13 protein-coding genes and 2 tRNA genes are annotated in these 18025 nt (G+C 72.4%); 6 read left to right on the top strand and 9 right to left on the bottom strand.

Going from position 1 to position 18025, the window contains the following annotated elements:
- From clpX to PKE79_RS02205, 3 genes are all read right to left on the bottom strand, one after another.
- The gene (gene clpX, locus PKE79_RS02195; RefSeq protein ID WP_271172021.1) at nt 1–1272 is read right to left on the bottom strand and encodes an ATP-dependent Clp protease ATP-binding subunit ClpX; all 1272 of its coding nucleotides are present in this window, start codon (nt 1270–1272) and stop codon (nt 1–3) included.
- A gap of 147 nt (nt 1273–1419) precedes the next feature.
- Nucleotides 1420–2085 carry an ATP-dependent Clp protease proteolytic subunit gene (locus PKE79_RS02200; protein WP_271172022.1) on the bottom strand — a complete coding sequence of 222 codons (666 nt, stop codon included), beginning with the start codon at nt 2083–2085 and terminating at the stop codon, nt 1420–1422.
- Between the two features lie 23 nt (nt 2086–2108).
- Nucleotides 2109–2702 carry an ATP-dependent Clp protease proteolytic subunit gene (locus tag PKE79_RS02205; RefSeq protein WP_271172023.1) on the bottom strand — a complete coding sequence of 198 codons (594 nt, stop codon included), beginning with the start codon at nt 2700–2702 and terminating at the stop codon, nt 2109–2111.
- A 222-nt stretch (nt 2703–2924) separates the two neighbouring features.
- Between PKE79_RS02205 and glgX the strand changes: the two genes are divergently transcribed.
- The 3 genes from glgX to treZ are packed head-to-tail and all read left to right on the top strand — an operon-like array spanning nt 2925 to nt 9129.
- Nucleotides 2925–5108, top strand: a complete 2184-nt coding sequence (gene glgX / locus PKE79_RS02210; protein ID WP_271172024.1) for a glycogen debranching protein GlgX — start codon at nt 2925–2927, stop codon at nt 5106–5108.
- Nucleotides 5105–7408 (top strand): malto-oligosyltrehalose synthase, encoded by a 2304-nt coding sequence (treY, locus tag PKE79_RS02215; RefSeq protein WP_271172025.1) that lies wholly within the window; start codon nt 5105–5107, stop codon nt 7406–7408. Before glgX ends, treY begins: the two co-directional genes overlap by 4 nt.
- The gene (gene treZ / locus PKE79_RS02220; protein ID WP_271172026.1) at nt 7405–9129 is read left to right on the top strand and encodes a malto-oligosyltrehalose trehalohydrolase; all 1725 of its coding nucleotides are present in this window, start codon (nt 7405–7407) and stop codon (nt 9127–9129) included. Before treY ends, treZ begins: the two co-directional genes overlap by 4 nt.
- A 60-nt stretch (nt 9130–9189) precedes the next feature.
- On the opposite strand, the gene tig is transcribed toward treZ, so the two are convergent.
- The 3 genes from tig to PKE79_RS02235 form a co-directional block, all read right to left on the bottom strand.
- The gene (tig, locus tag PKE79_RS02225; protein WP_271172027.1) at nt 9190–10638 is read right to left on the bottom strand and encodes a trigger factor; all 1449 of its coding nucleotides are present in this window, start codon (nt 10636–10638) and stop codon (nt 9190–9192) included.
- 70 nt (nt 10639–10708) lie between these two features.
- Nucleotides 10709–10785: transfer RNA gene (locus PKE79_RS02230), tRNA-Pro, on the bottom strand.
- A gap of 94 nt (nt 10786–10879) precedes the next feature.
- Nucleotides 10880–10953: transfer RNA gene (locus tag PKE79_RS02235), tRNA-Gly, on the bottom strand.
- 153 nt (nt 10954–11106) lie between these two features.
- On the opposite strand from PKE79_RS02235, the gene PKE79_RS02240 reads away from it, so the two are divergent.
- Together PKE79_RS02240 and PKE79_RS02245 are read left to right on the top strand one after the other, a co-directional pair.
- Complete coding sequence (locus tag PKE79_RS02240) at nt 11107–11289, top strand: hypothetical protein (RefSeq protein WP_271172028.1); 183 nt, start codon at nt 11107–11109, stop codon at nt 11287–11289.
- Between the two features lie 47 nt (nt 11290–11336).
- A complete protein-coding gene (locus PKE79_RS02245; protein ID WP_271172029.1) occupies nt 11337–14201 on the top strand; it encodes a helix-turn-helix transcriptional regulator in 2865 nt (954 codons plus the stop codon).
- Here PKE79_RS02245 and PKE79_RS02250 read toward each other — a convergent pair whose 3' ends face one another.
- Complete coding sequence (locus PKE79_RS02250) at nt 14202–14747, bottom strand: gamma carbonic anhydrase family protein (RefSeq protein WP_271172030.1); 546 nt, start codon at nt 14745–14747, stop codon at nt 14202–14204.
- Nucleotides 14748–14930: 183 nt separating this feature from the next.
- Here PKE79_RS02250 and PKE79_RS02255 point away from each other — a divergent pair, with 183 nt between their 5' ends.
- Entirely contained in the window at nt 14931–15416 is a 486-nt protein-coding gene (locus PKE79_RS02255) for a Dps family protein (RefSeq protein WP_271172031.1), read from the top strand.
- Nucleotides 15417–15497: 81 nt separating this feature from the next.
- On the opposite strand, the gene PKE79_RS02260 is transcribed toward PKE79_RS02255, so the two are convergent.
- A complete protein-coding gene (locus tag PKE79_RS02260; RefSeq protein ID WP_271172188.1) occupies nt 15498–17012 on the bottom strand; it encodes an amidohydrolase in 1515 nt (504 codons plus the stop codon).
- Nucleotides 17000–18022, bottom strand: coding sequence for an Fpg/Nei family DNA glycosylase (locus tag PKE79_RS02265; protein WP_271172032.1), 1023 nt, complete (start codon nt 18020–18022; stop codon nt 17000–17002). The genes PKE79_RS02260 and PKE79_RS02265 overlap by 13 nt, the downstream gene beginning before the upstream one ends.
- Between the last annotated feature and the right edge of the window lie 3 nt (nt 18023–18025).

Below are 18025 nucleotides of genomic sequence, written 5' to 3' on the forward strand. Positions count from 1 at the left end.
CTACGCGCTCTTCTTGCGCTGCCGCAGCACGACCGTGGGGGGCGCGCCCTCCTCGACGGCGGCGCGGGTGACGATGACCTTGGCGACGTCGTCGGTGGACGGGATCTCGAACATGATCGGCCCGAGCACCTCCTCGAGGATGGCACGCAGCCCGCGGGCTCCCGTCTTGCGCCCGACGGCGAGATCGGCGATCGCGCGCAGCGCGTCCTCCTCGAAGTCGAGCGCCACGCCGTCGAGCTCGAACATGCGCTGGTACTGCTTCACGAGCGCGTTCCGCGGGACGGTGAGGATCTCCATGAGCGCCTCCTGGTCGAGCGCGCCGACCGACGCGATGACGGGAAGGCGGCCGATGAACTCCGGGATGAGCCCGAACTTGTGGAGGTCCTCCGGGAGCACCTCCGCATAGAGCCCGCCGTCGTCGCGCTTGTCCTGGAGCGGGGCGCCGAACCCGACGCCGTGGCGCCCGACGCGCGCCGAGATGATGTCCTCGAGCCCGGCGAACGCGCCGGCCACGATGAAAAGCACGTTCGTCGTGTCGATCTGGATGAACTCCTGATGCGGGTGCTTGCGCCCGCCCTGCGGAGGGACGGACGCCACCGTGCCCTCGAGAATCTTCAGGAGCGCCTGCTGCACGCCCTCGCCCGACACATCGCGGGTGATCGACGGGTTCTCCGCCTTGCGGGCGATCTTGTCGACCTCGTCGATGTAGATGATGCCGGTCTCGGCGCGCTTGACGTCGAAGTCGGCGGCCTGGAGGAGCTTGAGGAGGATGTTCTCGACGTCCTCGCCCACGTAGCCCGCCTCGGTGAGGGCCGTCGCGTCGGCGACGGCGAACGGGACGTTGAGCCGCTTCGCGAGCGTCTGCGCGAGGTAGGTCTTGCCCGACCCGGTCGGCCCGAGCATGAGGATGTTGCTCTTGGCGATGTCGACGTCCTCGGCCTTCTGCTCGGCCGTCTTGATCTCGCCGCGGGCGCGGACACGCTTGTAGTGGTTGTACACCGCCACCGCGAGCGCGCGCTTGGCGGGCTCCTGGCCGACGACGTACTCCTCGAGGAAGCCGAAGATCTCCCGCGGCTTCGGCAGGTCGAACTCCGCAACCCCGCCGTCGGCGTTGGACTCGGCCATCCGCTCTTCGATGATCTCGTTGCAGAGCTCGACGCATTCGTCGCAGATGTAGACGCCGGGTCCGGCGATCAGCTGCTGGACCTGCTTCTGGCTCTTCCCGCAGAAGGAGCACTTGAACAGGTCGGCACTCTCACCGATGCGAGCCATGGTCCTTCTCCTCCTGGGTCCCGGAAGGGGGTCTTCTTCGAGCCTAACCGCTGCCGCCGACACCGACGCCGTCCGACGCGGCATGGATGCGGGATGCCCCGGCCGTGCGAGCGCGCGACCGGGGCATCCTGCAGGATCCTGCTCGTCCTACTTCGTCAGCGGCGTGCGCTTGCGCGACGTGAGGACCTGGTCGACGAGGCCGTACTCGACCGCCTCGGTGCCACCCAGGATCTTGTCGCGGTCGATGTCCTTGTGGACCTCGGCCTGCGACTTGTTCGAGTGCTTCGCGAGCGTCTCCTCGAGCCACGTGCGCATGCGCAGGATCTCGGCCGCCTGGATCTCGATGTCCGACGCCTGCCCGTGGCCGGACTCGCCGACCGCGGGCTGGTGGATGAGGATCCGCGCGTTGGGCAGCGCGAGGCGCTTGCCCGGCGCGCCGGCCGCGAGCAGCACGGCCGCCGCCGAGGCGGCCTGACCCAGCACGACGGTCTGGATCTGGGGCGAGATGTACTGCATCGTGTCGTAGATCGCCGTCATGGCCGTGAACGAGCCGCCGGGCGAGTTGATGTACATGATGATGTCGCGGTCGGGGTCCTGGCTCTCGAGCACGAGCAGCTGCGCCATGACGTCGTCCGCCGACGCGTCGTCGACCTGGACGCCCAGGAAGATGACGCGGTCCTCGAAGAGCTTGTTGTACGGGTCCTGGCGCTTGTAGCCGTATGCCGTGCGCTCCTCGAACTGCGGCAGGATGTAGCGGCTGCTCGGGAGCTGGAAGCCCTGCGGGGTCGCCGCGCCGGTGTAGGGGGTGTTCATCGTGTGCGTCCTCGTCTCTCGGCTCACTGCGCGTCGCGGTCGGTGCCGCCCGCGCCCGTCACGTCCGCCGCATGCTCGCGGATGTGGTCCACGAACCCGTACTCGAGCGCCTCGTCGGCGGTGAACCAGCGGTCGCGGTCGCCGTCCTCGTTGATCTGCTCGACGGTCTTCCCGGTCTGCGCCGCGGTGATCTCGGCGAGGCGGTTCTTCATCGAGACGATGAGCTCGGCCTGCGTCTGGATGTCGCTCGCTGTGCCGCCGAAGCCGCCGTGCGGCTGGTGCAGCAGGACGCGTGCGTTGGGCGTGATGTACCGCTTGCCCTTCGTCCCGCTCGTGAGCAGGAGCTGCCCCATCGAGGCGGCCATGCCGATGCCCACCGTGACGATGTCGTTGGGCACGAACTGCATGGTGTCGTAGATCGCCATGCCGGCCGTGATCGAGCCGCCGGGCGAGTTGATGTAGAGGTAGATGTCCTTCTCGGAGTCCTCCGCGGCGAGAAGGAGGATCTTCGCGCAGATCTCGTTCGCGTTCTCGTCGCGCACCTCCGAGCCCAGCCAGATGATGCGGTCCTTGAGAAGCCTGTCGAAGACACTCTGTGCCATCAGCGGTTCGGCCATGAAATCACTCCATTTCGGTGATGCGTCGAGATCGACCCTACCGGCGCCGTTTCAGCGGTCCGGTCGTGTTCGCCCTGGGCATATCGGGTGTCGCATGCCCTGTCGGACCGCCCTTCCGCAAGCCCTTCCCTCCGGCACGTCGCGCCCGTTAGCGTGGCGGCATCGGCGCGGATCAACGGAGGGGTCCGCCCCGGGAGCCTCCGGACCGCGAGGAAGGCGCGCATGAACACCTGGCCCGGAAACCCCTACCCCCTCGGAGCGTCGTACGACGGCGACGGGACGAACTTCGCCCTCTTCAGCGAGGTCGCCGAGCGCGTCGAGCTCTGCCTCTTCGACGATGCGGGGGCCGAGACCCGCGTCGAGCTCACCGAGGTCGACGCGTTCGTCTGGCATGCGTACCTCCCGGATGTCGGCCCCGGCCAGCGCTACGGCTACCGCGTGCACGGGCCGCGCGACCCCGCCCAGGGGCTCCGGTGCAACCCGCACAAGCTGCTCGTCGACCCGTACGCGAAGGCGCTCTCCGGCGCGGTCGACTGGGACGCGTCGCTCTACGACTACGACTTCGACGACCCGGAGAAGCCGAACGAGGCCGATTCCGCGGGCCACACGCTGCTCGCGGTCGTCGTCAACCCGTACTTCGACTGGCGGGACGACCGGCCGCCGTCCGTCCCGTACGACCGCACGCTCATCTACGAGGCGCATGTGAAGGGCCTCACGGCGCTGCACCCCGACGTCCCCGAGGCGCAGCGCGGCACCTACGCGGGCATCGCCCATCCGAGCGTCATCGCCCACCTGCGCAAGCTCGGCGTGACCGCGATCGAGCTCATGCCGGTCCATCAGTTCGTGCACGACGGCCATCTGATCGAGCGGGGCCTGCGCAACTACTGGGGGTACAACACGCTCGGCTTCTTCGCGCCGCACAACGAGTACTCCTCATCGGGCGACGCCGGCGCGCAGGTGCAGGAGTTCAAGGGGATGGTCCGCGCACTGCACGCGGCCGGCATCGAGGTCATCCTCGACGTCGTCTACAACCACACCGCGGAGGGCAACCACCTCGGCCCGACCCTCTCGTTCCGCGGGATCGACAACCGCGCGTACTACCGGCTCGTCGACGACGACCCGTCCTTCTACATGGACTACACCGGCACGGGCAACAGCCTCAACGTGCGCAACCCGCACGCGCTCCAGCTCCTCATGGACTCGCTCCGGTACTGGGTCACCGAGATGCACGTCGACGGCTTCCGCTTCGACCTCGCGGCGACGCTCGCGCGCGAGTTCTACGACGTCGACCGGCTGTCGAGCTTCTTCGACCTCGTGCAGCAGGACCCGGTCGTCTCGCAGGTCAAGCTCATCGCCGAGCCGTGGGACGTCGGACCCGGCGGCTACCAGGTCGGCAACTTCCCTCCGCAGTGGACGGAGTGGAACGGCAAGTACCGCGACACCGTGCGCGACTTCTGGCGCGGCGAGCCCGCGACGCTCGGCGAGTTCGCGTCTCGCATCACCGGGTCGGCCGATCTCTACGAGACCTCGGCACGGCTTCCGTCGGCCTCGATCAACTTCGTCACGGCGCACGACGGGTTCACGCTCAACGACCTCGTGTCGTACAACGAGAAGCACAACGAGGCCAACGGGGAGGGCGGGCGCGACGGCGAGTCCCACAACCGCTCGTACAACCTGGGAGTCGAGGGGCCGACCGACGACCCCGCTGTCCTCGAGCTGCGCGCGCGCCAGCAGCGCAACTTCCTCGCGACCCTCCTGCTCTCGCAGGGCGTTCCCATGCTTCCCCACGGGGACGAGCTCGGACGCACGCAGCGCGGCAACAACAACGGCTACGCGCAGGACAGCGAGCTCACGTGGGTGCACTGGGACGAGGCGGACGGCCCGCTCATCGAGTTCACGGCCGCCGTGTCGCGCCTGCGCCGGCGGCACCCGGCGTTCCGACGACTGCGGTTCTTCGACGGGCGGCCCGTCCGCCGCGGCAAGGGCGACCCCCTGCCCGACATCGTGTGGCTGCGCCCCGGCGGCGACCCCATGGAGCCCGAGGACTGGGAGACCGCGTACGCGCGCTCGCTCGGCGTCTTCCTGAACGGGCAGGGCATCGGCGGCCGCGGCCCGCGCGGCGAGCGGATCGTCGACGTGCACTTCCTCATCTGCTTCAACGCGCATGACAGCGAGGTGGAGTTCACGCTGCCGCCCGACGAGTACTGCCCCCAGTGGGAGATCGTGCTCGACACCGCGGACGGCGCAGATCCGACGCCGCGCGCGGCCGGGTCGTCGCTCGCCGTGACGGCCCGCTCGATGCTCGTGCTCCGCGAGCACCGTGCACCGGAGGAGTCGCCCGATCACTCCCCCGCCGCATCGGTGCGGCTCCGGCTCGAGCGCGCCGCGGAAGAGGACGGCTCGTGACCCCGCGAGCGCCGCGCTCGACGTACCGCCTGCAGATCAGCGCGGACTTCGACCTCGATGACGCGGCGGGTGCCGTCGCGTATGTGCGCGCACTCGGGGCAGACTGGCTCTACCTCTCGCCCCTGCTCGCGGCGGAACCCGGCTCGAACCACGGCTACGACGTCGTCGACCACACGCGCGTGGACCCGCTGCGCGGCGGAGCCGACGGGCTCGCCCGTCTCTCCGCGGCCGCACGGGAGGCCGGGCTCGGCGTGCTCGTCGACGTCGTCCCGAACCACATGGGCGTCGCGACGCCGGCGAACAACCCCTGGTGGTGGGATGTCCTCGCGCACGGCCGGGCGTCCCGGTGGGCGGATGCGTTCGACATCGACTGGGCCGCGGGCGGCGGACGCGTGCGCCTGCCCGTGCTCGGCGACGACAGCCCGCCGCTTCGGATCGAGGACGGCGAGCTGCGCTGCGGCGATCAGAGATTCCCCCTCGCCCCGGGATCGGCCGACGACGGCGCCGATCCCGAGACCGTGCACGGCCGCCAGCACTACGAGCTCGTCGACTGGCGGCGCGGCGACGCGGAGCTGAACTACCGCCGGTTCTTCGCGGTCTCCTCGCTCGCGGCGATCCGCGTCGAGGAGCCGTGGGTGTTCGACGCATCGCACGCCGAGATCCTCCGCTGGCTCCGCGACGGCCTCGTGGACGGGCTCCGCATCGACCATCCGGACGGCCTCGCCGACCCGGGAGGGTACCTCGCGCGCCTCGCGGACGCGACCGGGGGCCGCTACGTCGTCGTCGAGAAGATCCTCGAGGCCGGAGAGCACCTGCCCGCGCACTGGGCGACGGCTGGCACGACCGGGTACGAGGCGCTCGGAGACGTCGATCGCGTGCTCGTCGACCCGGCCGGCCGCGCCCAGCTCGACGCGCTCGAGGAGGAGCTGCGCGGCTCGCGCGCCGCGTGGGACGACCTCGTCCACGACGGCAAGCGCGCCGCGGCCGACGGCATCCTCGCGTCCGAGGTGCGTCGGCTCGTGCGGCTCCTGCCGGACCGGGCCCTGCCCGGCGGCGCGGACGCCGCCGACGCGCTCGCCGAGATCCTCGCCTGCTTCCCCGTGTACCGGTCGTATCTGCCCGCCGGAGCCGAGCACCTCCACGCCGCCGTCGCCGAGGCGGCGCGGAGACGGCCCGACCTGGCGGCGGCCGTCGAGGCGCTCCTCCCGGTCCTCTCCGACCCCGCGGAGCCCGCCGCGGCGCGCCTCCAGCAGACCTCGGGCGCCGTGATGGCCAAGGGCGTCGAGGACACCGTGTTCTACCGCGTCGCGCGCCTCGCCTCGCTTGCGGAGGTGGGTGGCGATCCCTCGGAGTTCGCGATCGATGTCGCCGAGTTCCACCGGCGCCAGATCGAGCGTCAGGCGCGCACGCCCGCATCGCTCACGACGCTCTCGACGCACGACACGAAGCGCGGCGAGGACACCCGTGCGCGGATCGATGCGCTCGCCGAGGTGCCGGAGCTCTGGCGCACGACCCTCGCGACGCTTCTCGCGCGCGCTCCCCTGGGCGACGCGCCGCTCGCGGCGCTCCTGTGGAGCACACTCGCGGGGGCGTGGCCCGTCTCCCGCGAACGCGCTCACGCCTACGCGGAGAAGGCCGCACGGGAGGCCGCGACCGGCACATCGTGGCGCTCTCCCGACGCGGACTTCGAGGGGCGGCTCCACGCCCTCGTCGACGCGGCATTCGACGACCCCGAGGCGGCCGCCGCCCTCGAGGGCCTCGTGGACGCCATCCGCCCGGCCGGCTGGTCGAACGGCCTCTCCGCGAAGGTGCTGCAGCTCGCGATGCCCGGCGTGCCTGACGTATACCAGGGCGCGGAGCTCTGGAACCGCTCGCTGGTCGATCCCGACAACCGGCGCCCCGTCGACTTCGGCGAGCGGCGCGCCCTGCTCGCGCAGCTCGATGCCGGGCCGCCGCCGCCCCTCGACGAGAGCGGCGCGGCGAAGCTGCTCGTCACCTCGCGCGCGCTGAGGGCGCGGCGCGATCGACCCGAGCTCTTCACGCGCTACGCGCCCCTGACCGTGATCGGCGACACGGGACGGCACGCGATCGCTTTCGACCGCGGCGGGGCCGTCGCGATCGCGACCCGCCTCCCGATCGGCCTCGCCCGCGCCGGCGGATGGGGCAGCGCATCCGTGCTCCTGCCTCCCGGCCGATACGCGGACGCCCTCACCGGCGCGGAGACCGAGGGCGGTGCCGTCCCCCTCGCCGAGCTTCTGCGCACCTACCCCGTCGCCCTGCTCCTGAGGCAGGCGCCGTGAGCTTCGAGGTGTGGGCGCCGCACGCGCGGACCGCGACGCTCCTGCTCGACGGATCGCGGCTCGCGATGCGAGCAGCGCCCGACGGATGGTGGACGTCCGACGCCGAGCCGCGGCACGGCGCCGCCTACGGCTACCTGCTCGACGACGACGACACGCCCCTGCCCGATCCGCGCTCGCGCTGGCAGCCCGACGGGGTCGACGGGCTCAGCCGCGTGCACGACCCGTCAGCACACGCGTGGCAGGACAGCGGATGGACGGGCCGGCAGCTCGCGGGCGGCCTCATCTACGAGCTCCACGTGGGCACGTTCACGCCCGAGGGGACGCTCGACGCCGCCGCGGCGCGTCTGCCGCACCTCGTCGACCTCGGCGTCGACTTCGTCGAGCTCCTGCCCGTGAACGCCTTCGACGGCCCGCGGAACTGGGGCTACGACGGCGTCCTCTGGTACGCGGTCGACGAGAGCTACGGCGGCCCGGACGCCTACCAGCGGTTCGTCGACGCCTGCCACGCCGCGGGCGTCGGCGTGATCCAGGACGTCGTCTACAACCACCTCGGGCCGAGCGGCAACCACCTCCCCCGGTTCGGGCCGTACCTGCGCGAGGACGACGAGAACACGTGGGGCGCAGGCGTCGACCTGCGCCTGCCCGCCGTGCGCGCGCATATCGTCGAGAACGCGCTCATGTGGCTGCGGGACCACCATGTCGACGCCCTCCGGCTCGACGCCGTCCACGCGCTCGTCGACGACAGCCCGACGCACATCCTCCAGGAGCTCGCCGAGGAGGTCGACGCGCTCAGCGCGCACCTGCGTCGGCCGCTCACGCTCATCGCCGAATCGGACCTCAACGATCCGACCCTCATCTCGCCCCGAGAGGCGGGCGGGTACGGCGTGCACGCGCAGTGGAGCGACGACTACCACCACGCTGTCCACGTCGCGCTCACGGGCGAGACGCACGGCTACTACGCCGACTTCGCTCCGCTGTCGGCCCTCGCGAAGGCGGCGACCCGCGGGTTCTTCCACGACGGCACGTGGTCGTCCTTCCGCGGACGCGCCCACGGCCGCCCCCTTCCGCCCGGCACTCCCGCGTGGCGGCTCGTCGCTTACACGCAGAATCACGACCAGATCGGCAACCGCGCGACGGGCGATCGCCTGGCCGCCGCGCTCGACGAGGACCTGCTCGCCGTCGCGGCGCTCCTCTGCCTCGCGTCGCCGTTCACGCCGATGCTCTTCATGGGCGAGGAGTGGGCAGCGTCCACGCCCTGGCAGTTCTTCACGTCGCATCCCGATCCGCAGCTCGGGGAGGCGACCAGGGAGGGGCGAAGGGAGGAGTTCGCGCGGATGGGATGGGAGCGCGAGACCGTGCCCGACCCGCAGGACCCTGCGACGTTCGCGCGCTCGCGGCTCGACTGGAGCGAGCCCTATCCCGCGGATGGCGCTCCGACGCGGCACACGCGCATCCTCGCCGTCCATCGCGCGCTCGCGCGCCTGCGCAGGGCGGAGCCCGACCTCGTCGATCCGCGCCTCGAGCGGGTGTCGGCGGAGTGGAGCGAGGACGAGCGCTGGATCCGGCTCCGACGGGGCGGCCTGGAGATCGTCGTCAACCTGGCGGACGCGCCGCTGCGCATCCGGCCGGCCGCGGACGTCGTCTTCGCGACGGCGCCGCTCGATGACGACGACGGCGCGATGCTCGTGCCGCCGCGCGCGGGAGCCGTCGTGCGGATCTGAGTCGGCAGACGCGAGGAGGGCGGGTGCCGAAGCACCCGCCCTCCTCGAGATCCGCTGAGATCACTCGGCCTCGTCGGCCGCCTTCGCGGTCTTGCGCGTGCGCTTGGGCTTCTTCTCGGCCGCGGGAGCCTCCTCGGCCGGAGCCTCCTCCGCAGCGGGAGCCTCCTCGGCCGCACCAGCCTCGTCGGCCGGAGCCTCCTCCGCGGCAGCCTCTTCGGCCTCGGGCTCGTCGTCGACGGCCGCGAAGTCGCTCACGTCGACCGGGTTGCCCGCGGTGTCGACGACGGACACCTTGCCGAGGACGATCGCGATCGCCTTGTTGCGCGCGACGTCGCCCATGAGAGCCGGCAGCTGGTTGCCCTGCTGGAGCGCCTGCACGAAGTCCTGCGGCGACATGCCGTACTGGCCCGACGCCTGGATGAGGTACTGCGTGAACTCGTCCTGCGAGACCTGCACGTCGAGCTTCTCGGCGATCGCGTCGAAGAGGATCTGCGTGCGGAACTGCTTCTCGCTCGCCTCGGTCACCTCGGCGCGGTGCTCGTCGTCCTCGAGGCGGTTCTCCTGCTCGAGGTGACGGTGCACCTCGTCCTCGATGAGGCTCGCGGGAACCGGGATCTCGACCGCCTCGAGCAGCGTCTCGACGAGCTTGTCGCGCGCGGCGGAGCCCTGCGAGAACGCTCCGCGCGTCGCGGCCGTCTCCTTGAGCGACTCGCGCAGCTCGGCGATCGTGTCGAACTCGCTCGCCATCTGCGCGAAGTCGTCGTCGGCCTCGGGGAGCTCGCGCTCCTTGACGGCCTTGACGGTCACGGCGACCTCGGCCTCCTCGCCCGCGTGGTCTCCGCCCACGAGCTTGGAGCGGAACGTGGTCTCCTCGCCGGCGGTGAGCGACTCGACGGCCTCGTCGATGCCGTCGAGCAGCTCGCCCGAGCCGACCTCGTACGACACGCCCTCGGCGCGGTCGATCTCCTGGTCGTCGATCTTGGCGACGAGGTCGAGCTCGACGAAGTCGCCCTTCGCGGCCGGGCGGTCCACGGGAACGAGCGTGCCGAAGCGGGCGCGCAGGCTGTCGAGCTCCTCGTCGATCTTCGCGTCGTCGATCTCGACGGCGTCGACCGTGACGGTGAGGCCCTCGTAGGCGGGGATCTCGAACTCGGGGCGCACGTCGACCTCGACGTCGACGACGAGGTCGCCCGAGAAGTCCTTGTCGCTCGGCCACTCGACGATGTCCGCCTGCGGGCGCCCGAGGATCTTCACGTCGTTCTCGGCGACGGCGGCGCGGAAGAACCCGTCGAGGCCCTCGTTGACGGCGTGCTCGATGACCGCGCCGCGGCCGACGCGCTGGTCGATGATCGGAGCGGGAACCTTGCCCTTGCGGAAGCCGGGGACCTGCACGTCGCGCGCGATGTGCTCGTACGCGTGCTGGATGCTCGGCTTGAGGTCTTCGGGGCTGACCGTGATGTGAAGCTTCACCCGCGTCGGGCTGAGCTTCTCGACGGTGCTGTTCACCATGCTGGTTCGTTTCTCCTTGTGACGGACCCGCACGCCGGTCGCGACGCGGGCTGAGGTCTGGATGGGCCGTTGGTCGGGGCGACAGGATTTGAACCTGCGGCCTCCCGCTCCCAAAGCGGGCGCTCTACCAAGCTGAGCTACGCCCCGCGGATATCCCCGCGCACGGGAACACGAAACGGCCTCGGAAAGTCTAGCCGACCGATCGGGCGGGACTCGCCACCCGGGGCGGCGAGAGAGGAGATGGAGGGGATGACGGGAATCGAACCCGCGTGACCAGTTTGGAAGACTGGGGCTCTACCATTGAGCTACATCCCCGGAACTGCGTCCGGCAGCGTGAACGATCCTATCCCACGCGCGCACGTGCTTCCGACACGGCACGGTCTGAGGTACCTCATCCGGCTCGTCCGGCCCCGGGAATACGGCGTTCTGCCGATGCTCGGGCGCCGCCTCAGGGACGACCGTGGAGTCATGTTCATCGATCCTCTCCACAGCCTCTCCGTCCACCGCGCCGAGATCGAGGAGGCCGAGCGCCGTGCGGCTCGCGAGCGCTCGATCCGCGAGCGACTCGAGGCCGACGCCGCACAGGGCGATCGGATCCCGACTCGGCGCGCATCCCGGGCGCGTCGGCTCCTCCCGCGCCTCTCGTCGTGACATCCGCCGTCCGCCGCGATGTCGACGGTCCGTGTGATGATGACGCGGTGACGATCAGGACCAGTCCGCGCACGGTCGGGCGCGAGAGCGAGCACGCCCAGCTCGTCGCGCTCTTCGAGGCCGCCGAGCGCGGCGAGCCCGCGCTCGCGCTCGTCTCGGGCGAGGCCGGCATCGGCAAGTCGCGGCTCGTCTCCGATCTCGCGGCCGCGGTCGGCGGCCGCGCGCGCGTCCTCGTGGGCCACTGCGTCGACCTCGGTCGCGTCGGCGAGGCGTACACGCCCTTCACCGCCGCGCTGCGGGTCCTCATCGCCGACCTCGGCGTCGACCGCGTGCGCGAGCTGGCGGGCCCCGGGGCCGCCGCCCTCTCGGGCATGGCGCCCGCGCTCGCGAGCGAGGCGGAGCCGACCGGCCAGCAGCCCTACGAGGCGCTCGCCCATCTGCTCGAGACGGCGAGCCGCGAGCAGCCGGTCGTGCTCGTCCTCGAGGACGTGCACTGGATGGACAGGGCGAGCCTCGGCGTGCTCGCCTACCTCGCGCGGGTCTCGCTCGACGCCCGTCTGCTCGTCGTGGCCACGTACCGGCCCGAGGACATCGGCCGCACGCACCCCGCGCGCGATCTGCTCGGCGAGCTGGCGCGCAGCCGCGCCACGACGCGCGTCGAGCTGGGCCGCCTGGACCGCGAGGACGTCCGCGCGCTCGTCGGCGAGCTGACCGGCACGGCGGTCGCGGGGCCGCAGCTCGACGCGATCGCCGCCCGCAGCGACGGCGTGCCCTTCTATCTCGAGGAGCTCGTCGCCGTGGAGGGCTGCGACGACGAGCGCGCCCTCCCCGGCGGCCTGCGGAGCCTGCTGCTCGCGCGGTACGAGCGGCTGTCCGATCCGGCACGAGCGCTTGCGCGCGCTCTCTCGGTCGGCGGGCTGTCCGTCGCGCACGCGCTCCTCGAGAGGGTCGACGGCCTCGACGCGACCGCGCGCGACGCCGCCCTCCGCGAGGCCCTCGACGCGGGCCTCCTCGTCCTCACGGACGACGGCTACGCGTTCCGGCACGCGCTCGTGCGCGAGGCCATCCTCGAGGACGCCCTTCCCGGCGAGCGCGAGCGGCTCCACGAGCGCTACGCCGAGGCGCTCGAGGAGCGTGCCGCATCCGGCGCGCGCGTGGCAGCGGCCGTCGCGCACCACCTGGCGTCGACGGGAGACGCCGCGCGGGCGTTCCCCGCCTCGATCCGCGCGATGCAGGAGGCGCGGGCGAGCTCCGCCTACGCGTCCGCCGCACAGCACGCCGAGCAGGCGCTCGCGATGTGGGATGCCGTGCCCGACGCCGAGAGCACGGCCGGGATGCCGTGGCTCGAGCTCATGGGGAGGGCCGCGACCTACCTCCGCAACGCCGGCGAGACCGAGCGCAGCATCGCCGTGTCGCGCTCCGCGCTGGCCGCGTGCCCTCCCGACTCCATCCACCACGTCCGCCTCACGCGCAATCTCGCGCGCGCCCTCTCCAACGCCGCCCGTCCGGGCTCCATCGAGGCGTATCGCGACGCCCTCGCGACCGTCGAGCGGATCGGCGGGCACGAGGAGCTGCGCGTCGATCTGCTCATCTCCCTCGCCGGGCGGCTCATGCTGGCCGGCGAGCGCGCCGATGCCCGCCGCCTGGCTCTCGAGGGCGCCGCCGTCGCGGAGCGGCTCGGAGCGACCGCGCTCGTCTCGAACGCGATGAACGTCGCCGGGCTCTGCCTCGCGCACGGCGGCGACCTCGCAGCGGGGTGGGCCGAGCTTGAGCAGGCACGGCAGCTGGCAGGCGACGATCGCGCCGCGCGCCTGCGGTACTGGGTCAACGCGTCGGATCTCGCGCAGCGGGCCGGAGACCCGGATCGCGCGCTCGAGCTCGCCCGGCTCGGGATGGCCGAAGCTCAGGCCTACGGCCTCGAGCGCACCTCGGGCACCGTCCTCGCGTCGAACGCCGCCGACCCGCTCGCGAGCCTCGGCCGGTGGGACGAGGTCGACGCCCTCATCGACCGCGCTCTGGCCGCCTCGCCCCCGTCGGTCAACGTGACCTACCTCGCGGTCGTCCGCGCGTGGTCCCTCGTCTGGCGGGGCGATCTCGCCGCCGCGGCCGCGACGCTCGAACCGCACCGAGCCGTGCTCCGCTCGACCGCCGAGAACGAGATCCAGGCCCTCCTCACCGTGGCGCGCGTCGACATGGAGCTCGCGCTCGCGGACGGGCGGCCCGAGGTCGCGTGGGACGCGGCCGCGGGCGTGCGGGCCGTGCCCGTGGAGCGACTCGCGCTGAACTCGGGCAACGCGGTGCCCCTGGCCTGGTCGTTCGCCCGCGTCGCGCGTCTCGCCGGAAGGCGCGGCGGACACGCGTTCGGGCAGGAGGCTGGCCGGCTCGCCGAGCGCCTGATCGACCAGTTCGCGGGCTGGCCGACGCACGGCGTGTGGAGTGCGCTCACCCGCGCCGAGCTCGCCGACGACGAGCCGTCATGGCGCGCGGCCGCGGCAGCAGCGGAGGGCCGCGAGGCGCCGGTCGGGCTGCTGCCCTACGCGCTCACCCAGCAGGTGCGGGCACGGGTCGAGGCCGGAGACCGCGCGGGCGCCCGGGCTCTCGTTCCGTCCGCACGCGCGGCCGCGCGCGAACGCGGCGTCCTCGGCGTCCTGCGCGACCTGGATGCACTGGCCGACGAGGCCGGTCTCCAGGGACGCGACGGGCACGCCGATCCGGTGCTCACGGCGCGCGAGCTCCAGGTCCTCGAGCTCGTCGCCGAGGGCCTCAGCAACGGCCAGATCGGGCAGCGCCTGTTCATCAGCACGAAGACCGTCAGCGTGCACGTCTCCGCGATCCTCCGCAAGCTCGGAGCGGCGACGCGCACGGAGGCCGCACACCGGGCGGCCGACCTCCCCGGCGCGACCGCGCCCTGATCAGCGCTCGCCGTCGCGGAGCGCCGCCTCGTGGCGCGCCGCGTGCGCGAGGTAGTTCTCGGCGTTTCGGAGGAGTCCGGCGACCTCCTCGTCCGTGAGTGCGCGGCGGACCTTCGCGGGCACTCCCGCGACGAGACTCCGCGGTGGCACGACCGTGCCCTCGAGCACGACCGCTCCCCCGGCGACGAGGCACTCGGCCCCGATCTCGGCCCCCTGCAGCACGACGGCGCCCATGCCGATGAGCGACCGGTCGCCGATGCGGCAGCCGTGCACCACGGCGTTGTGCCCGACCGACACGTCGTCGCCGATCTCGGTGTCGAAGCCGCCGCCGACGTGCACCGAGACGCTGTCCTGGAGGTTGCTGCGCGCGCCCACGCGGATGGCGCCGGTGTCGCCCCGGAGGACAGCGTTGTACCAGACGCTCGTCTGAGGGCCGAGCACGACGTCGCCGACGACGCGCGCTCCGTCGGCGAGGAACGCATCGGGCGGGACGACCGGCCGCACGCCGTCGAGAGGCAGGACCGTGGCACGGGGCGAGACGCTCATGGTCCGACGATACGTCCGCGCGCGCCCTCTCGCTTTCGATGCCAGGTTCGGCAAGCCTAACTTTCGCCCGATCATCTGCGATTTAGCCGAGCCTCTGCTTGCTTGCGGAATGCCAGCCGACGAGTAGCGTTGTCCTCAGCGACAGGGCGCGACACGCGCCCGGCAAGACGAAGGAGAATCCTCATGAGCGACGCACAGACCATCTCCGCGACCGCCGCCGACCCGACCGTCGCCGCCGGCTCGGCCCAGTTCCTCTCTCCCGTCGTCCTCGGCCTCCAGGCTCTCGGCGTCAACGGCAAGCAGGCGCACTGGCACGTGCGCGGCGCCAACTTCATCGGCGTGCACGAGTTCCTCGACACGCTCGTCGACCACGTGCAGGAGTGGGCGGACCTCGCCGCCGAGCGCATCGTGGCCCTGGGCCTCCCCATCGACGCGCGCCTCGCCGCCGTCGCCGGCAAGGTCCCGACCACCGGCGCGCCCGCGGGCTTCGCCCAGTCGGACGCCGTCATCCGCGGCATCGTCTCCGACATCGACGCCGTTCTGGCCGACCTCCAGGCCGCCATCGACGGTCTCGACGAGGTCGACCTCACGAGCCAGGACGTCGCCATCGAGATCAAGGCGGGCCTCGAGAAGGACCGCTGGTTCCTGGTGGCGCACATCGCCGAGTGACCCTCGCTCTCCTCGTCAGAAGGCCTCGCTCCGCTCGGAGCGAGGCCTTCGACGTGTCACGGCGCGGTGGCGCGCGGCTCCCTAGCCGAGGTGCGTGAGGCGCCCGTCGACGAGGGTCGCGTGCACCGGCATGGCACGCAGCGCGTCGGCTCCCGCCGTCAGCGGGTCGTGCCCGACGAGTGCCAGGTCAGCCGGCTCGCCGGGGAGGACCCGCGCCGGATCCGCCGTGCCGCCGTCGGTCGAGGCGGCGAGGGCCGTGCGGGCGTCGAGAGCCTGATCGACCCGCCAGGGCTCGCTCGCGTCGCGGGCGCGGAAGACCGCGGCGGCCATCTGGACCCACGGGTCGAGGGGCGAGACCGGCGCGTCGGACCCGAGCAGCAGGCAGGCTCCGGCCTCGACCAGCTCGCGGAGCGGATAGGCGACCGCCGTCTGCGCAGCCCACTCGACGCCGGCGAGCTCGCGATCGTCGAGGGCATGCTCGGGCTGCACGCTGGACTCGACGCCGAGGCGGGCGAACCGCGCGATGTCGGTGCGCGCGACGAGCTGGACGTGCTCGATGCGCCCGGGCACGTCGGCGGCCGCGAACGCGTCGAGCGCGTGCCGGGCCGCGACGTCTCCGATCGCGTGGATCGTCGTCGCGATGCCCGCGCTCGCGGCGCGCGCGACGAGCTCGATGAGCGCGCGCGGCTCGACGTTCAGGCGCCCGCGGCTGACGCCGTCGGCGTACGGGGCGCTCGTCGCGGCTGTCCGCGTGCCGAGCGACCCGTCGGAGATGACCTTGAGCATCCCGAAGGACACGCGGTCCGACCCGTCGAGCGCCTCGCCGGTCGACAGCCCCTCCGCGATCGCCCGGTCCAGGTCGTCGGGATACACGTCGAAGCGCACCCGGACGCGCTCGTCGCCCCGCGCCATCCGCCGTCGCCACCGATCGGCGTTCCACCCGATCTCGAGGTCCTGCACGCCGACGATGCCTCTCGCGGCGGCGGCCGCGAGCATCCGGTCCAGCGCGGCGTCCTCGTCCTCCGGGGCAAGCTGCTTGAGACGCTGCTCGACGAGGAAGGCGGCGCCCTCGCGCACGAGACCCGCGGCGTCGGCCGCGAGGCCCTCACGCCGCGCGGCGGCCGAGTTCAGCCAGACGCCGTGGAGATCGGAGCTCACGAGATAGGTCGGGATGTCGCCGGTCACCTCGTCGAGGAGGCCCAGGTCGGCGGCATCCGTCCAGAGGCCGTCACGCAGGCGCGCGACGACCCGGCGCCCGTCTGCTCGGACCGGGGCGGCCGCGGCCGCGCGCGCGGCCTCCTCGGCGGACGCGGCGTGCTCGACCGACGGCGTGCCCTGCGCGAGCGCGCACTCGAGCGTGTGCACGTGATGGTCCCAGAGGCCGGGGACGAGCCATCCGCCCGCGCCGTCGAGCACCGCGCCGCTTCGGCGGATCGCGCCAGCGGGCGCGATGTCGGCGATCCGTCCGTCCGCGAGCCACACGTCGTACACGCCGTCGACGTCGTACTCGGGGTGGGCGAGCAGCTCGCGCCCCTCGCCCCCGATGCGGACATCCGCGATGACGTCGACCCGGTCGCCTCGGCTCAGCGCTGGCATGCCGGGCACCAGTAGAGCTTGCGCGCCTGCATCTCCTCGAGCACGATCTCCGTGCCGCAGACCCGGCAGGGCAGGCCCGCGCGGTGGTAGACCCAGTGGCGGTCGTCCCTGCTCGCCATCGCGCGACGCCAGGCGTCGCCCTCGAGCCCGTCCATGGTCATCATCTGCCCCGTCTCGACGCCGATGCGCAGGAGCACGACCCAGTCGCGCCACAGCCCGCGCACCGTCTCCTCGGGGATGTCCTTGCCCGGCGTGTGCGGGTCGAGCCCCGCGCGGAAGAGCATCTCAGCGCGGTAGACGTTGCCGATGCCGCTCACGACCGACTGGTCCATGAGCAGCTGGCCGATCGCGACATTCCGGCGGCGGACCGCCGCGAGGAAGCGCTCCTCGCCCTCACCGACGTCGCCGACGAGCGGATCGGGGCCGAGCTTGGCGATCACGCGGGCGATCTCGTCCGGCCGCTGCACGACGCATGCGGTGGGTCCGCGGAGGTCCGCGCAGGTCGTCTCCGTGAGGAGGCGGACGCGCACCTGGCCGACGACGGGCGGCGGCCACTCGGCGTCGGAGGCGGCCAGACCGTCCGGCTCGTCGAGCCCTCGCGTCTGCTCGGACATCCGCACGTGCACGCGCGTGCGACGCGGGGCGCCGATCGACGCGAGGGAGTTCTCGCCGGCGTCGTCGAACACGCGGTCGGCGTCGGAGAGGTCGGTGCCGCGCTGATTCGTCTGCCCCATCCGCCCGTTCGCGGACGCGATCGTCGGGTCGACGAGGATCTCGCCGGCGAAGTCCCACGCTCCGTACAGGCCGAGGTGCACGCGCAGCCAGACATCCTCGTCGAACTCGAGGAACATCTGCTTGCCGACCGCCTCGGCGCGCGTCATCGTGCGGCCGTCGAGGATGGCCGCACCCTCCGCGAAGCGCCCCTGCGGGCTCGTCGCCCCGACCGGGCGGCCGACGAAGTTGCGCGCGAACTGCCGCGCGATCCGGTGGACGGAATGACCCTCGGGCATCCG

Source organism: Microbacterium barkeri, from assembly GCF_027921765.1.
GTDB lineage: Bacteria > Actinomycetota > Actinomycetes > Actinomycetales > Microbacteriaceae > Microbacterium > Microbacterium barkeri.

Bases quoted from the DNA above. Each gene is read 5' to 3' on its own strand.
- clpX (WP_271172021.1), bottom strand. From the start codon at position 1,272: ATGGCTCGCATCGGTGAGAGTGCCGACCTGTTCAAGTGCTCCTTCTGC.
- PKE79_RS02200 (WP_271172022.1), bottom strand. From the start codon at position 2,085: ATGAACACCCCCTACACCGGCGCGGCGACCCCGCAGGGCTTCCAGCTC.
- PKE79_RS02205 (WP_271172023.1), bottom strand. From the start codon at position 2,702: ATGGCCGAACCGCTGATGGCACAGAGTGTCTTCGACAGGCTTCTCAAG.
- glgX (WP_271172024.1), top strand. From the start codon at position 2,925: ATGAACACCTGGCCCGGAAACCCCTACCCCCTCGGAGCGTCGTACGAC.
- tig (WP_271172027.1), bottom strand. From the start codon at position 10,638: ATGGTGAACAGCACCGTCGAGAAGCTCAGCCCGACGCGGGTGAAGCTT.
- PKE79_RS02240 (WP_271172028.1), top strand. From the start codon at position 11,107: ATGTTCATCGATCCTCTCCACAGCCTCTCCGTCCACCGCGCCGAGATC.
- PKE79_RS02250 (WP_271172030.1), bottom strand. From the start codon at position 14,747: ATGAGCGTCTCGCCCCGTGCCACGGTCCTGCCTCTCGACGGCGTGCGG.
- PKE79_RS02255 (WP_271172031.1), top strand. From the start codon at position 14,931: ATGAGCGACGCACAGACCATCTCCGCGACCGCCGCCGACCCGACCGTC.
- PKE79_RS02260 (WP_271172188.1), bottom strand. From the start codon at position 17,012: ATGCCAGCGCTGAGCCGAGGCGACCGGGTCGACGTCATCGCGGATGTC.
- PKE79_RS02265 (WP_271172032.1), bottom strand. From the start codon at position 18,022: ATGCCCGAGGGTCATTCCGTCCACCGGATCGCGCGGCAGTTCGCGCGC.